General features: G+C 61.1%; 7 protein-coding genes. 2 read left to right on the top strand and 5 right to left on the bottom strand.

The window, feature by feature from the left end; all coding sequences use genetic code 11:
- Positions 1 to 40: 40 nt before the first annotated feature.
- The 4 genes from DUGA2_RS01395 to DUGA2_RS01380 are packed head-to-tail and all read right to left on the bottom strand — an operon-like array spanning position 41 to position 5,247.
- On the bottom strand, positions 41 to 1,435 hold the full coding sequence (locus DUGA2_RS01395; RefSeq protein ID WP_141753157.1) for a hypothetical protein: 1,395 nt from the start codon (positions 1,433 to 1,435) through the stop codon (positions 41 to 43).
- 2 nt (positions 1,436 to 1,437) lie between these two features.
- A complete protein-coding gene (locus tag DUGA2_RS01390) occupies positions 1,438 to 2,394 on the bottom strand; it encodes an ATP-binding protein (RefSeq protein ID WP_070357297.1) in 957 nt (318 codons plus the stop codon).
- Positions 2,395 to 2,446: 52 nt separating this feature from the next.
- Positions 2,447 to 4,426, bottom strand: a complete 1,980-nt coding sequence (locus DUGA2_RS01385; protein WP_070266779.1) for a hypothetical protein — start codon at positions 4,424 to 4,426, stop codon at positions 2,447 to 2,449.
- Positions 4,423 to 5,247: a hypothetical protein gene (locus tag DUGA2_RS01380; protein WP_141753156.1), complete on the bottom strand. Its 825-nt coding sequence runs from the start codon at positions 5,245 to 5,247 to the stop codon at positions 4,423 to 4,425. The genes DUGA2_RS01385 and DUGA2_RS01380 overlap by 4 nt, the downstream gene beginning before the upstream one ends.
- A gap of 595 nt (positions 5,248 to 5,842) precedes the next feature.
- Here DUGA2_RS01380 and DUGA2_RS01375 point away from each other — a divergent pair.
- Entirely contained in the window at positions 5,843 to 7,132 is a 1,290-nt protein-coding gene (locus DUGA2_RS01375; RefSeq protein WP_141753155.1) for a hypothetical protein, read from the top strand.
- Positions 7,133 to 7,546: 414 nt separating this feature from the next.
- On the opposite strand, the gene DUGA2_RS01370 is transcribed toward DUGA2_RS01375, so the two are convergent.
- Positions 7,547 to 8,674: a tyrosine-type recombinase/integrase gene (locus tag DUGA2_RS01370; RefSeq protein ID WP_070266770.1), complete on the bottom strand. Its 1,128-nt coding sequence runs from the start codon at positions 8,672 to 8,674 to the stop codon at positions 7,547 to 7,549.
- 362 nt (positions 8,675 to 9,036) lie between these two features.
- Here DUGA2_RS01370 and DUGA2_RS01360 point away from each other — a divergent pair, with 362 nt between their 5' ends.
- Entirely contained in the window at positions 9,037 to 16,761 is a 7,725-nt protein-coding gene (locus tag DUGA2_RS01360; RefSeq protein WP_070266768.1) for a hybrid non-ribosomal peptide synthetase/type I polyketide synthase, read from the top strand.
- The last annotated feature ends 4 nt before the right edge of the window (positions 16,762 to 16,765 follow it).

Genomic DNA, 16,765 nt, shown 5'->3' with positions numbered 1-16,765 from the left:
ATATGCCAACGGCCACGGTAGATTTGGCGTATTTCCCCTATTATCCCGCACTGACCGGACTACACACCTGCCAAGGTGCTGGCGTACGTGCGGCGCTGCGCCACCGTGCCGGGAAAAGTTGTAAGCCAGAGATGGCGGTCGTCACCGCCTCCCCTTCATACCAGAGCTCGTCAGAGCCGGGGATGTCATCCTGCGACCATTCGCTCCCCTTTCGACTCCACACCATACTGCGCAAAAAAATCAAGGCGTTGGCCTTCGGTGATGACCTGAAGTGGTTCCAAGTGTCTTCCATCTTGTTGCGACGAGCAACTTGGTACCACGCTGCAAACAACGCAACATAGGCAGCATAGTGTGCGATGCGCGGCGCGTGCCGGCCGTTCGCGCAAATGTAGGGCTTGTTTTGCCCACCGGGTAGTGCAAAATGGAAGGGGCGCAACATTCGGGTGTCTTCGAACCCGATGACACCTTCACACTGTAGCCGCATCAATCCCATAGCCATGAGTTCCGGCGGCGCGTCCCGCGAACCCGAAACATCGAAATGTTCTAACTTATCGATCAGTGCCAACTCGCCTATATCGAGCTTCACTGAAATACGCTTCAACAATACCCGAAGCGTATAAGTGTACATGGAAGTGTCGACATCGTATGGGGCGCTTTTGCGGTCAGCGCTGCTATTTTTTGCGAGTCCGCCAGCGGCGCGAGAGCGCCAGGAAATATGTGATGTCGGCGGCCGGTCGGTCGCGTCGGTCTCGACGTCAGGCCAACAGTGGCCAGGCCTGTCGTTGAGCGAACGCAGCAACGGTTCCGGATGACACCAAATATGCTGATGCGGATGTTTGCCACCGCCCTGCAGCGCATCGATTGCCCGGCGCCGATCGGCATTGTCAGCAAGCCAGGAGGCGATCGGCGAGAAGCGCGCTTCCAACATAGCGACACGTTCGCGCATCAACAGGTGCCCACGAAAATCAGGCTCAGCACCGGCGCAGGCTCTAGAGCAAGCATTACACTCGTAGGGTCGTAAAAACAGACACTCGTTCAATTTGATTTTTGGTGTCTGCGCGCCACAGGACTGACATGCGGTCTCAAGCGGCACGTCGTGGATTGGACAGGTTTTTAAGTGCCAGTACTGAAAAAGACTCGTGTGGTAGAGTTCCTGCAGGCATATGGGACAAAACCTAAACTGTGGACTGTACCAATTGCTGTTGATAGTTTTCTGGTCCGCCTCCAGCACGCTCAATATGACTTCGCCAAATGTCTGATATGCGAAACTTTGCATCTCAATCTTGCGTTCTCTGCCGGTGGCCGTAAAGCACTTCAGCATCAGGTTGGAGTCGAGCGCATTTCGCCAAGCGAAGCGTTGCACGACGTTCACCAGCGATTCATATGGTACAGGAACGAGATCAAGGGCTGACCATCTAGGGGCTTTACGATCCACGGTCACTGTCCTTTCACTCGATCAGAAGAGGAGCGGCGGTCCGCAAGGTCGGATGCTTGTTTGACCAGCGCTTCAGCGATTGATACTTTCCAAGCGTCAGCTGGCACGACAAAATCCTCGGAGTCGATCGACGCCATGTTTAGTAAGAATATGCGGATCGCGACAAAGAGCTGCCTGGTTGGGAATGAAGCACGGCTACGGCCTTTATAGCGTAATAACTTTTTCAGCGCGCGATCGCAGTTCTCAACCTGCTGCACGAGGCGAAAACCTGCTTTGAATGCCTTGGGAATGAAATAGGCTGTCCATGGAGCGCCCAACTCTGTCGGGTATTGCTCAGTATCGATGGCGGTGAATATGGCTTTGAGATCGCTTGCCGAATTGCATTCGCGCATTTCCAGCCTTCGAAGCCCAAAGCGCGCCAGCAGGTCAAGCCGCCGGCTATAGGCGAGTTCATCGAGCACCATGTCCAGCTCCGGAGACTGCCCCATCAAGATCGTGATCAACTGGATCGATTCTTCAGCCAAGTCATTCCCAACGTCTTTCAAAAACAGGAAGTCGTCGAGCTTCATCGCATTGGCCTCGTCGATCATCAGCACGATGATATTCCTACCCTCAACGCGAGCGTCATCAACAAGGATATGCAGCAGGCGTTGGCGCAGGTCAAACGTTTCTCCACGCTGCTCCTTGTGGCCAACCGTAGCAAGGAAATGCTTAAAGAACGCCCTGATCGATGTGTACTGTTGATTGTGGGCGTTGTGGATCAGCACAAGTATGCCCGGAAATTCGGCGGCGATAAACGCGTGCAACATCGAGAGCGCCATGGACTTGCCTGCGCCGCTGGGGGCTAAAATTGCTACGCTCATTTCCCGCAGGATGATTCGGCGCTTCACGTTCAGATACAACTCCTTGATCGACGGTGTCACCAAGGCTGTATTTTGTTTAAACAGCGGGTGCATCATGATCGCTTCAATGGTGGGTGCGACGCAGTCTTCGTTACATATGTCTTTCATATCAACCTTTTACGACGAGAGAGATATCGGGAAGCGAAGTCAGGCCGAGGGGATCTGGCTTGTGCGCTAAGGGGGCCTGCGCGGATCGCGCTGGTTCGACAGGCGCTTTGGGGGGATTCGACGAGACGGCATGCTTTTGTTCCTGGCGTCGCATATCTGCAACCTCCAGCGCAGCGCGCGAGCTTGCGTTGCGTTCCCTCTTATTCATTTTTGCGAACTGCGCCTCTTTCTCCTCTCGGTGCTGTTTCATGGGATCTACCGCCTCGCGATGATAGGAGGCTGACAAGCCAGCGTTGGTGACGTGCTGACGCGTCCGCCAGGATGCAGAGCTGTTCGCCCACGCCCCGTATAACCTCATCTGCCCCAACTGCTCACCGGTCTCCTTGACCACCGCAAAGACGCGGCGAGCCAGCTGTTTGTCGACATATACGATCAGCTTTTTTCCAAGAAGGCTGAACGAGCTTGCCAGCTGTTCATTGGTGTGCTTATGCCGTGCCAAATTGAAATACGGCCGCACGCCTTTGTTCCGGTTTCCTACTACCGTCACTTCTACCATGTGCATCATTAGCGGACAGAATTTCTGCACTGTCGCAGGGAGCGGCTGAGGAAATAAACCGCTGGCGGGAGCGTTCAAGGCGAACTGAAGCCGCTCGATAGGTGAACTATGTTGGCGCCCTTCTGATTCCTTAAGGTTGTGTTCGCGAATGCAGCGTTTGAATAGCCGAATTAACTCGTCAAGCTCGATGCGAAAAACACTCGCAGCGGCACTAGGATCGTCGCGCTTGGTATCGGAGGGTCCGGTTCCGAAGGTTGAAGGTAACCGCTGGAGGCCTCTGCGCGTGAGTTCGCCAAAGATGCGCTCGATCAACGGCCTTCGCCACCACGCATACGCGGGTCCAAAGTTAATAGCGCAGCCTACTGTGCTCATGATGTTGTTGCACACCATGTTTGCCGCATTAGCCCAAGCATTGTCGACCCTCAGCACTGCAAAGCATTGGTGTTTCAGTTCCGGAAGTAGCTGGCTCACCACAACATTGTTCCCTTCAGCTAAATGGACGCCAGAGTCAGTTTCCGGTGGCGGTAAAATAGCGTGTTGGATAATTTCGAGCGCATCATCGCCACTTGGGTTCAGTGCCAGCACAACGCAAAAGCCTAGAACCGATCCCGACTTCTCTTCTGCGATCAGACCAAAGTGCCAGCGGGCCAGGGGAACTTCAAAGTCCTTGCCATCGTCATTTTTAATGACAAAGATCGAAGCAGCGTCGACTTTATGGTAGTCCATCTGGACGAAACTAAACGGACGCAAAACCGGAATAAGCGGGGTGTGGCCGTTGCCGACCGAATATCGGCGAGCGGCCTCTTTGCCCGATCGGGCGGCGAGGGTCGGCTTCGCATTTTCATTGCGAAAGTTATCAAGGTAGTTCGCGAGCGACTTGTAGCCGCAATTTTTAGTATTGAACGGCCACTGCAACTTAGTAAAACCCATTGTGAGCAGTTGTGTTTTGAATTCGTCATGGATTTCGCGAACGCTCATGCGAGCTTCAGGCAGAGCGTCATTTTTACGCTTACCGACATACAAATCCTTGACTAGAAGCTCTATGTCAGGAAACTGCTTGAACAGCGCGCCTAACGCGCCCGAGCAACCGCCCGATCCCTCACCCTGAGAATGGCTGACGGGCGTTGAACGGGAGTACTTCTGCACCCGCCATCCCGGCAGAAGTGCCCAGAAGCCCTGTATTTGACCGCTCGAACCCGGAGCGAGGCATCGGTAGATGAGCCGTTTAACTTCGCTACGCCCTTTGCCCGTGGCGATCAGAATGTCTTCAAAAGCGAGTCCCTTGGCATAACCCTCAACCGCTTGCCGCCGCGCGGTGAATATGTGGCGCTCGGCTTCCTCAAAATGATGAATATCAGGGCCAGGCCACTGTGTGAGATCTTGGTACGCTGGAGGAATGATAGAACGAATACTGCCGCGCTTCATATGTATGCCCTCCTCAAGACTGACTGCGGTCCGAAGAGCTCGCTTTCCAGATCGACATTCAACGCGCCGCGCTGAAGCGCCTGGGCGACGAGCGCTAGCATGTGTGCCGGGTCCACGCCCGGCAATGCGACCAGTTCTCCATACCGCAATGCATCCTGAGACTGAAATGCTTCTTTCAATGCCATCGCCTCCGTGGCCGTAGATATTGAACGGCAGCGCGTAATCGCCGCGCAAAGGTTGAGCCAATTGTCGAAAACAATTTCCTTACCGCGAAGGTCCTTTTCGGTTTTGATGTAGAGGGCGGCCCCACAGGCCTTAGCGTGTTCCTGCAGCACGCCGTGTTGGTCGGCCATGGCGCTCGCAGTGGCCCCACGGCTCTTGTCGCTCCACTTCACCAGCCACCATTCCACGCGCTTGTCTTGGTAGTACACACGCATTGTTGGCCGAACTAGGTCTTCAGCACTTTCCGCATTGAAGTCCGTGACGGCGTAGCCCGTCACGCTGAGGTCGCCCTCAAGGAGCACCACATGCATAAACACCGGGTCCGTCGTCAGCAATAGACGTTTGTCGTTTTTAGGCGAGTCAAAAAACCAAATGTTTGAGAGCGGATTCTTGCGGTTTCTTACAAAGGAGAAACTCTTTATCTGACGATGAAAGTCCGCCGGATCAGGGGTGAATAGAGGATTATTCATGGCTTTAATCGCTTTTAAAATTGGTATAACTCCAATTAAAAAGGCGCGCAAAGTCCTTGACTGCCCCTGCCGATGCAGGCACAATCTGCGCGCGATCTGAGTTTTAAAAGAGGGGTCCCGTTGTTCCACCAACGGGGCCCTTTTGTTTTTGTTAGGACATGGCAAAACCTCCTGCAGGATTCACAAGGATTGTATTTTAGTCAGTATTTCTGTATAAACTCAACGATTTTATTGCAATGGTTGTTGAGAGCCTAAAAGTGATACATGTCGCGCATACCTTTGGCTGAAGGGAATCCGCAAGCATTAGCTGACTTGCGTGAAATTGAAGTTGCTGAAAAACACCTTTCCACGCCCCGTAAGTCGTTGTATAAAAAGCGTTTTTGTGAAATATTTGTTCAGTACTAGACTAGACATTAATGAATAGTCAAAATTACCTTATGCACGCCATCGTTAGAAACTTCTAAATTAATAGTTTCTTGAGGAGGCTGGGTTAAGCGATTAGGTATTTTGAAATTTCTTCGCCTTTCGATCGCTGCGTCCAGCGTTAACGGTTAAACCTTTCTACCCTGTCTCTTAATGTTCTGATCTACAACACTTATCATGTAATTTATCTTGCTTAAATCGCCATGCGATTGATTATTTTATCGGTCCATGGTTGAATGAACGCCGTTTAAAGCGACATCCAGTGCTGTACACACTAGGAATTCTGATCAAGGGGGGGGACGTGGACGACTCAAACCTATCCGGTTGTTTGAATGGAGCAGGAGCGGAGCTTTCTCGGGGGCTTCCCCATCACGACTGTGCCCATGCCGATTGGGCGGCGATTGCCACATGGATGTCCGAGGTTGCGGCAAGTAGTCCTCGGCGCAGTAACCTGACCACTGAAGCATATGGATATCACCTAGCCAAGCTGCGATGGTATTGCGAAAACGTGACGGGCAATGTGCCGTCAAAATGGACCGCAGCCGACGTCAAGGCGTTCGAAAACTTTCTTGCCGACCTCCAGCCGACGGTGCTGTCCGGGAGGTCTGGACATGACGGATTGCTTGAGCAAACTCCCTTCAAAAAACGGCTAAGCGCTACATCGCAGTCTGAGATCATGCGCTTCACCAAGTCCATGTTTAAGGCACTTCACGATACTGGCTATATCCAGGCTAATCCAGCCCGCGATATCGACGTGCGTCCCAATCACTGGGGGGGCCTCAGGCGCAAAGTAAGCCGCGACCAATTCGACATTGTGGTTGGCGCCATTGATGATCGCCCGTGTAAAACCGTCAAAGATATGCAGTTGAAGCAGCGCGACCGTTTCATTTTCATTTGTTTGCGCGAAACCGGGCTTTCCGGCTCGGAGATGGTCGAAGCGAACATGGATGCATTTCAGACCGTGACCAACCCGGACAATGGAAACACATACTGGGTGCTGTCGGTCGCGAAGGACATTTCAAGGACAGGTGTCGCCCGCGCCATTCCGGTCAGCAGGCTTCTCTTCGACGCATTTGTCGCCTATCGCGCGGCGTTCGGACTCGAGGGGGCCCCGCACAAAGATTCAATACAGCATGGCTTGGTATTGTCCGTTCGGACAACGTCTAACATGCAGGGCCGTTCGCCAGCTGACAACGAATCGGAAGTCGGGGCCACGCCGCGCACTTGGCGTTCCGTCAGAAGCAGGCAGGGGCTGCACGAGATTTTGAAAGGGCGCGTCAAGGAAGCAGTTCAAGTTCTGCGCGAGAATGGGGATACCGAAGACGCCGCCCACCTTGCGAATCTGTCGGCTCACTGGCTGCGCAACACTTTTGTGTTAGCGCAGATCGAACAGAAAAGGAACGTCTTTACTTTCGCGTCGACACTTGGCTACGCGAGCATCAGCAGTATCATGCGCTATACCGATCCGATAACGCCAGACCCCAACGTGCTATACGAACGCGATTTACGCAATGCTAGAAGCCTAGATCTCGACGAATTCCCCCCTCTGTTGATCACATCTGACCACGTAGGTATAGAACCATACGACTAGCCTATAGAAGCACATTATCTACCGTCTCCGAGGCCATGCTGAGGATCCAATCCCCACCATTGCCCACGACTGCGTATCTCCATAGCTTTTTTGGCAGTCGGGCCGTTGAACGCACCGCAGACCGATGCCGATGGCGTGACAGTCGGCGAGGCTCAATCCCGGTCTATGCCCATCGATCACTGCTTCACGGCATTCGCCGTAGCCGTATATTGTCGTAACAGACACTTCCACCGCGTTGGCCTACTATTTAGATCGCCGGCGCGAAGTAGGCGTCTTGGCTTATCCTTTAGGTGAGAAATCAAAAAAACCTTTCCCCGCCGCAGTCCCGGGCCAAACCTAAATTGGTAGCTGATCCGGCTTAAAAAGGCACGCTTCTCTATGAGAGCGGCTATTATTTTTGGTCATACTCTAAGGTTAGAGCACTTCGTTATCCGTCTTGTGTAGATACGCCGCCGTCGTCGCGATGCTGGCGTGGCCTGCGGTCTCCTGCAGCGTCTTCAACTGCACGCCGTTGTTGGCGTGATTGGTCAACATGCTGTGGCGCAGCCAGTGCGTCGACGCCTGCCGCAGCGTGGCGGCCATGTCGGCGTCTCCCAACGCAGCTGCCGCGCTTGCCGCGTCCTGGAACACCGCCTTCAACGCATCCGACGCAGCCTCGTCGGAAATGCGCGCAGGCTCGCGGCTGCGGCTGGACAAGACCAGCGGCATGTCGTCGGCGCGCACGGTCTGCGGCAGCAGACCATACGCCTGGCGATATTCTCGATAAGCGTCGAGCAGATCGGCCGGCACTGGCAGGCGCCGCGGCTTGCCGCCTTTGCCCATCACATCCAGCCACCAGCGGCCGTTGCCTTCCGTGTAAAGCGCGCCCATGTTGGCGCTGACGATTTCATTCAACCGCGCGCCCGTATGCGCGTAGGCCAGCAGCAGGAAACGGTCGCGTGCGCGGCGCCGCAAGGCGGCGGGCGTGGCCGCCGCGCGCGCGCCCACCGTTTCCAGCGCCAGCGAGATCGCCTGTTGCGTCAAATAGCGCGTCACCCGCGTGGTGTGCGGCAGCCGGACGTTCTTGACCAGCGCGCCCGGATCGCGCCGCAGATAACCGGTCTGCTCGGCGAACGCCAGCAGGCCCTTGACGGCGATCATCGCCTGGCGCCGGCTGGCGTCGGACAAGCGGCCGCTGAACGGCCGGTAGCGCGGATCGCTGCGCGGCCACTTGGTGTTGGAAATCCAGTCGTCCGGCGGATTCTTCAGAAAATCCTTGTAGGCGTTCAGGTCAGCCACATTGAGCATGCGCAGCGTCTTGCCCGCTTCCTCGCGGCACCAGGTCAGGAAACGGAACAACTCCTTTTGCGTATTGGTGATCGACTTCGGACCAAGCTCGCCATGACCGATGAATTCCCGCGCGATTTCGCTGTCCGTCTGCGCATCGGTGATGGCGTCGTCGGCGATATCGCGCAGGCTCGCCAGATAACCCTTGCGGCGCTCGCCTTCGCCCAAGGTCGCTGCGGTAGCCGGTTCCAGGTCGATCAATTCAAATTTTTTCATACAATTTCAAGCTATACGATTGCCAAATACTGGTTATCCGAACAGTTTATTATACAGTATTCCATACAGTAATTTAACTCGACAATATGAGGAGTAATCTCGACTTAAAGTATCGCCAAATCCCCTCCCAGGTCATTAAATTCCAGTGCAACTTCATTAACAGTAGCAACTTGATTAAGACCACTTCCATTTTCATCACAAAGGTGGTCTACATCATTTTTTCCATCGTTAAAGCCACGATCTCCCTGCTTTCGCTGGATTGGTATTGTTAAATATTCACCTAAAATAAAACCACTTGACTACCAATTTGATGGCAAGCATGCTGCTCTTCCTTGCCGATCACGATCATCTGGGAACATACAATGTCGACACACTGCGATTCCGTCACCGGCGCCAGCCACCCCGCCCCATCGCCGGCGGACGAAGACGACGGCGCCCTGTCGATCGCCATTGTCGGCATGGCTGGCCGCTTCCCGGATGCCGAACACCTGCAGCAGTTCTGGGACAGGCTGCGCGATGGCGTCGACTGCATCCGCCGCTTCAGCACCGCCGAGCTGGCCGCCGCAGGCGTCCCCGCCGCACTGCTGGACGATACGCACTACGTGAAGGCAGCCGGCCTGTTGGCCGATACCGATCTGTTCGACGCGCCCTTCTTCGGCATGAGTCCGCGCGAGGCCGAGAGCACCGATCCCCAGCACCGGCTATTCCTGGAAACCGCCTGGCAGGCGCTGGAACATGCCGGCTACGGCGCCGGCGGCCGGTCGATCGGCCTGTACGCGGGCAGCTCGCGCAGCGCCTACTTCCAGGAGCATCTCGCGCCGAACGCCGCTCTGGCACGCAGCATCGGCTCGCTGCAACTGGCGATGAGCAACGAGAAGGACTTCCTGTGCGGCCGCGTCGCCCACCAACTTGATCTGCGCGGCCCGGCCGTGGTCGTGCAAACCGCCTGTTCGACTTCGCTGGTGGCGGTGCACATGGCCTGCCAGAGCATCCTGAACGGCGAATGCGATATGGCGCTGGCCGGCGGCGTCTCCATCACGCTGCTTGGCGAGCAGGGCTATCTGCACACCGAGGGCGGCATCGCCTCGCCGGACGGCCATTGCCGTGCCTTCGATGCGCAGGCGGCTGGCACGGTGGCCGGCAACGGCGTCGGCGTGGTCGTGCTCAAGGGCCTGGCCGCCGCGCTGGCCGATGGCGACACGATCCACGCGGTGATCCGCGGTTCCGCGATCAACAACGACGGCGCCGACAAGTCCGGCTTCACCGCGCCCAGCATCGCCGGCCAGGCCGCCGTGATCCGCGAAGCGCTGGCGGTGGCTGGCCTCGACGCCGGCGCCATTTCCTACGTCGAGGCGCACGGCACCGCCACCGCGCTGGGCGATCCGATCGAGATCGCCGCGCTGAGCCAAGCCTATGGAACGGACGGAGAGCGGCGCCAGTACTGCGCCATCGGCTCGGTCAAGACCAACATCGGCCACCTGGACGCGGCGGCAGGCATCGCCGGCCTGCTCAAGACGGTGCTGGCGCTCGGCCATCGCCAGCTGCCGCCCAGCCTCCACTACAGCGCGCCCAATCCGCATATCGACTTCGCCGCCAGCCCTTTCCACGTCAACCACCAACTGCGCGACTGGACGTCCGGCGATGATGCGCCGCTGCGCGCCGGCGTCAGCGCCTTCGGCGTCGGCGGCACCAACGCCCACCTGATCGTCGAACAGGCTCCCGCCGGCGCGCCTTCCGCTTCGCGTCCCGCGCGCGCACGCCAGTTGCTGCTGCTGAGCGCCAAGACCGCGCCCGCGCTCGACACCGCCGCCGCCAACCTGGCGCGCTTCCTGGGCGAGCATCCAGCCGTCGACCTGGCCGATGCGGCCTTCACCAGCCAAGTGGGACGGCGTCACTTCGCACAACGGCGCGTGCTGATCTGCGCGCGAGACCATGCCGATCCGGGCGCCATGCTGACCTTCCCCGCCGCCCGCCCAGGCGCGGAACTGGTGTTCATGTTCCCCGGCCAGGGCTCCCAGCATGTGCGCATGGCGCGCCAGCTGTACGACGACGAAGCTGCCTTCCGCTCCGTGATCGATCAATGCGCCGGGCTGCTGCTACCGCACCTGGGCATCGACCTGCGCGGCGTACTGCTGCCGGCGGAGGGACAGGAAGCGGCCGCCGCCGCGCTGTTGGACCAGACGCAGATCACCCAACCGGCGCTGTTCGTCGTCGAGTACGCGCTGGCGCGCCTGTTGATGAGTTGGGGCGTAGCCCCGGCGGCGCTGCTGGGCCACAGCATAGGCGAGTACGTCGCAGCCTGCCTGGCCGGCGTGTTCACGCTGGACGACGCGCTGGCGTTGGTGGCCCGGCGCGGCGCGCTGGTCGCGCGCCTGCCCGGCGGCGCGATGCTGGCCGTGCAGGCATCCGAAGCCCAGCTGATTCCGCTGCTTGGCGACGACGTCTGGCTGGCGGCCGTCAACGGCCCGGCAGCTTGCAGCGTGGCCGGTAGCGCCCCCGCGCTGCAGCGCTTCGCCGAACGACTGCTCTCACTGCAATTGGCGCATCAGACGCTGCCAACCTCGCACGCCTTCCATTCCGGCCTGATGCAGCCGGCGTTGGCCGATTTCGCTCGTGCCTTCGACGGCGTGACGCTGCGGGCGCCGCGCCTGCCGTTCCTGTCGAACGTCAGTGGCGGCTGGATCACGGCCGCTCAAGCCACCGACCCGGCCTACTGGGTCGCCCACCTGCGCCAGACGGTGCGCTTTTCGGATTGCCTGGCGACGCTGCTCGCCAGCCGCACGGCGACCTTGCTGGAAGTGGGCCCCGGCCGCGCCCTGTGCGCGCTGGCCAGGCAGCAGTCCGCCCAGGCCATCGTCGCCATCGCCACCCAGCCGCACGCCAAATCGGCGGCCACGCAGGTCGACGCCTTGCTCGACGCGCTGGGCAGGATATGGGGGCACGGCCACGATGTCGACTGGGCCGCTTTCCACGACGGCTATGCGCGCCGCCGGATTCCGCTGCCGACTTATCCCTTTGAACGCAAACGCTATTGGGTCGATGCGCCCTTCCGCTCCGGCGCGAACGCGGCGGACGCCGATTCCAGCCTGCGCGCCCCAGTGGCCGACTGGTTCTACGCGCCTTCGTGGCAAAGCCTGCCCACCCGGGCGGCCCAGGCGCAGAAGCAGAAGCACAGCATCGGCCGGCACCTCATATTCGTCGATCGTCACGGCCTCGCCGCCGACCTAGCCAGCGCCATCACGGCGCCGCTGGTAGTGCAGGCCGGCGACCGCTTCAGCGCCCTGCCGGATCGCTGGACCATCGATCCGGCCGATCCAGCACACTATGCGCAACTGTTTGCCACGCTGGCCGGGCTAGGACAGACGATCGACACCATCACAGATTGCAGAGCCCTGGGCCGGCCGGCCAACACCCATGCGCCCTTCCAGCAGCTGCTGGCGCTTGCGCAAGCCTGCGGCGGCCTGACGCAGCAGCCGGCGTTGACGCTCAACGTCGTCACCAACGGCGTGTATGCGGTGCTTGGCGAAGAAGCGCTGACGCCAGCCAAGGCCGCGGTGCTCGGTCCTTGCCGGTTGATGCAGACAGAATTCCCACACATCGCCTGCCGCCACATCGACATCGAGCGCGCCGACGCTGGCGGACTGCCTCCGTCTACGCTTGCCATACTGCTTGCCGAACTGGCTGCCCCGGTAAGCGACACCACCATCGCGCTGCGGGGCCGCCAGCGCTGGGCGCAGGTCCATCAGACGCTGCCCATGCCGACTCCCGCGCCGGACGCCCTGCGCAGCCAGGGCCACTACCTGATCACCGGCGGACTGGGTGGCATCGGCCTGGCCTTCGCCCGCTACCTGGCCCAGCATGCCCACCGCCCGGCGATCACGCTGGTGGGCCGCTCGCCCTTCCCCGCCCGCGAGCATTGGGAACACGCAGGCCCGGAACACGCGGCACTATGCCGCCAGCTGCGCGAGCTAGAGGCGCGGGGAGCGACGGTGCGTTATATCGCCGCCGACATCGCCCATCCGGAAGGTATCGCCGCCGTGGTCGACGGGCTTGCCGACACTGGTCCGGTGCACGGCATCCTGCACGCGGCAGGGGTGGCTGGCGGCGGCATGATGCAACACCGGCAGGCCCATGCCGCCGACCAGGTTCTCACTCCAAAGCTGGACGGCACCGCCCTGCTGGCCGCCGCCTTCGATCCCGCCGGTCTCGATTTCATGCTGCTGTGCTCCTCGCTGAGCGCCATCGCGCCGGCGCTGGGCCAGGCCGACTACTGCGCCGCCAATGCCTGCCTGGATGCTTTCGCCTGGCAGCAGCATTTGCAAGGCGCGCGGGTCATCGCCGTCAACTGGAGCGCCTGGCGCGACGTCGGGATGGCCGCCGCGCTACCGCTCTCGCTGCGCGGGCATGCCGACGCCGACCTGGCGATTTCGCCAGAGGAGGCGCAGCAGGTATTTGGCGCGCTGTTGGCCAGCCACGTCCCGCAAGTACTGGTCTCGCCGATGCCGATCGCGACGGTGATCCGCGAGACCGCCCGCCTGAACGCGCACCTGGCCCATCCACCGGCGACGGCGGACGCCACCCCGGGCCATGCGCGCCCCGAACTGGCTGTCGCCTTCCAGGCGCCGAGCTCCGAGGCGGAGCAAGGGCTGGCCCGGATCTGGCAGGATCTGCTGGGCATCGCCCGCATTGGCGTGCACGACGACTTTTTTGAACTGGGCGGCCATTCGCTGCTGGCTACGCAGATGCTGTCCCGGCTGCGGGCAACGCTGCATGTCGACCTGCCGGTCGCCACGCTGTTCGAAGCGCCAACCATCGCCGCGCTGGCGCAGCGCGCGGCCGGCGCCAGCACCAGCGCCGGCACGGACGACGGCATCGCGGCGGTATTGCGCGACGCACCGCTGGCGCTGTCGTTCGCCCAACAGCGCCTGTGGTTCCTCGACCAGCTCTCCCCCGGCAGCGCATTGCACAACATGCCTAGCGCGCTGCGCCTGCGCGGCCGGCTTGATGTCACGGCCCTGCGTGCGAGCTTGAACGCCGTGGTCGCCCGCCATGAGGTGCTGCGCACTAGCTTCACCGACCATGCCGGCGCGCCCGTGCAAACCATCGCGGCGCAGCTCTCGCTGGCGCTGCCCGTGACCGACCTGACGGCGTTGCCGCCGGCCGAACGCGACGCACGCGTGCAATGGCTGGTGCAGGACGAGGCACAAACCCCGTTCTCGCTGGCGCAAGGCCCGTTGATCCGCGCCCGATTGCTGCAACTGGGAGCCGACGACCATGTGCTGCTGCTCACACTGCACCACATCATCTCCGACGGCTGGTCGATGGCGATCCTGATGCGCGAATGCGCGGCCCTGTACGCAGCCGAACTGGCGGAAACGCCCGCGGAGCTGCCACCGCTGCCCATCCAGTATGCCGATTTCAGCCACTGGCAGCGACGCTGGCTGGCCGGCGGCGTGCTGCAAACGCAGCTCGCCTACTGGCGCGAGCAACTGGAGGACTGCCCAACGCTGCTCAACCTGCCGACCGACCGTCCCCGCCCTGCCCAGCAGACGCACCACGGCGCGACCGTGTCGTGGACGCTGCCGCAGGCACTCACCGCACATCTGCACGCGGTGGGAAAATCCTCCCAGGCTACGCTGTTCATGACGCTGGCGGCCGCGTACAACGTGCTGCTGGCGCGCTATTGCGGACAGCAGGACATCTGCATCGGCACGCCGATCGCCAGCCGTAACCGGGCCGAAATCGAACCGCTGATCGGATTCTTCGTCAACACGCTGGTCCTGCGCACCAGGGTCGACGCCACGCAAAGCTTCCAGCAGTTGCTGGCCCAGGTCAGCGCCACGGCGTTGGCGGCCTATGCCCACCAGGACCTGCCCTTCGACCAGCTTGTCGACGCGCTCAAGCCGCAGCGCGACACCAGTCATACGCCGTTGTTCCAGGCCATGCTGGTGCTGCAAAATACGCCTATGCATGCGCTTGCGCTGCCCGGCCTGCAGATCGAACCGATGGCCATCGGTGCGGTGCATGCGCAGTTCGATCTGACGCTCAGCGTGCTCGAACAGGACGGCGCGCTGACCGGTACTTTCGAATACAACAGCGCGCTATTCGAGCCCGCCACCATCGAGCGCATCGCCCGCCATTTCAGCCGCTTGCTGGCATCGGTGGCGCAGCGACCAGACTGCCGCATCGACGAGCTGGCGATGCTCGACGAGGCCGAGACCACCAGGATGCTGCACACCTGGAACGCCACCGCCAGCATCTATCCGGCGCACCAGGCGGTGCATCAACTGGTAGAGGAACGTGCGCTGCAAAGCCCCGGCCTGACAGCGCTGGAATTCGAAGGCGCGCAACTGAGCTACTGCCAATTGAACGCACAGGCCAACCGGCTGGCCCACCGTCTGCGCGAACAGGGGGTGGGTCCGGACGTGCTGGTCGGCCTGTGCGCGGAACGCGGTAATGCGATGATCGTCGCCATCCTGGCCATCCTGAAGGCGGGTGGCGCCTACCTGCCGCTCGACCCGGCGTATCCGGCCGACCGCCTGGTCTACATGGTGGCCGACGCCCGTCCAGCCGTGCTGCTCACCACCACGGCGCTGGCCGGCATCCTGCCGCCGTTCGACGCGCCGCTGCTGCATCTCGACCAGCTGTCCGGCGAACTGGCCGGCTACCCGGACCGCAACCCCGCCTGGCATGGCGATCCCGCCAACCTCGCCTACGTGATCTACACCTCCGGTTCCAGCGGCCAGCCCAAGGGCGTGATGCTGGCGCATGGCGGCCTGCGCAACCTGGTGCACGCCCAGGCCCACGCGTTCGGCATCGCGCCCGGCAGCCGCGTGCTGCAATTCGCCTCGTTCAATTTCGACGCATCGACCTGGGAGATCTTCATGGCACTGTCCTGCGGCGCCACGCTGTGCATGGCCGGCCGCGAAGAGCTGATGCCAGGGACGGCGCTGGAGCAGACCTTGCAGCAGCTGCGCATCGAGGTGGCGACGCTGCCGCCTGTCGCGCTGCAATTGCTGGATCCGCAGCGCCTGCCGCTGCTGCGCACCATCATCAGCGCTGGCGAGGCCTGCTCCGGCGCACTGGCCGCACAGTGGACGCCGGGACGGCGCTTCTTCAACGGCTACGGTCCGACCGAAACGACGGTATGCGCATCGCTGCACCTGTGCGACGACCAGGCCACGCTGGCCCCGCCTATCGGCAAGCCCTTGTTCAATACCCGCCTGTACATCCTCGACGAGGCGCTCGCTCCCGTACCGGTCGGCGTCGCCGGACAATTGTATATCGGCGGCGACGGGCTGGCACGCGGCTATCTGAACCGTCCCGACCTGAGCGCAGGCAGCTTCATCCCCGATCCTTTCGGCGCACGGCCCGGCGGAAGGCTGTACCGCAGCGGCGATCTGGCACGCTTCCGGGACGACGGCAATATCGACTATCTCGGCCGGGCCGACCAGCAAGTGAAAATACGCGGCTTCCGCATCGAGCCGGGTGAAATCGAAACAGCGCTGCTGGCCCAGGCGGGAGTGCGCGAGGCGCTGGTGCTGGCCCGGGCCGGCAACGGCGGCCATCAGCTGCTGGCCTACATCACCGGCGAGGCAGGCGATGTAGGCGATGCACTGTCGCTGCGCGCAGCCCTGGCGCGCACCCTGCCCGAGCACATGCTGCCCACCCAGTTGATCATGCTCGACGCCTTCCCACTGACGCCGAACGGAAAGATCGACCGCGCGGCCCTGCCCTTGCCGCAAGCTGCGGAACAGCGCCAGGCCTTCCGCGCGCCGGCCACGGCCACCGAGCACGCGCTGGCCGCGATCTGGGCCGCCGTGCTGCAACTGGAGCGGATCGGCTGCGACGACAATTTCTTCGTGCTCGGCGGCCACTCGCTGCTGGCCACGCAGATGATGGCGCGCGCCCGGGAAGCGCTGGGCGTGACGCTGCCGCTGCGCTGCGTCTTTGAGGCGCCGACCGTAGGCGCACTCGCCCAGCGCTACGACGAGATGCGCGCCATGCGCACGCTGCTCGCACCAATGGCCGACGACGCCAACGCCGATGCCGGCGCCGCGCTCGACGTCGACGATATCGAATACTGAAAGG

This window comes from Duganella sp. HH101 (assembly GCF_001758795.1).
Taxonomy (GTDB): domain Bacteria; phylum Pseudomonadota; class Gammaproteobacteria; order Burkholderiales; family Burkholderiaceae_D; genus Rugamonas; species Rugamonas rivuli.
The sequence above is the reverse complement of the archived record's forward strand: the minus strand, read 5'-3'. Positions and strand labels throughout refer to the sequence as shown.

Bases quoted from the DNA above. Each gene is read 5' to 3' on its own strand.
- DUGA2_RS01390 (WP_070357297.1), bottom strand. From the start codon at position 2,394: ATGATGCACCCGCTGTTTAAACAAAATACAGCCTTGGTGACACCGTCG.
- DUGA2_RS01385 (WP_070266779.1), bottom strand. From the start codon at position 4,426: ATGAAGCGCGGCAGTATTCGTTCTATCATTCCTCCAGCGTACCAAGAT.
- DUGA2_RS01370 (WP_070266770.1), bottom strand. From the start codon at position 8,674: ATGAAAAAATTTGAATTGATCGACCTGGAACCGGCTACCGCAGCGACC.
- DUGA2_RS01360 (WP_070266768.1), top strand. From the start codon at position 9,037: ATGTCGACACACTGCGATTCCGTCACCGGCGCCAGCCACCCCGCCCCA.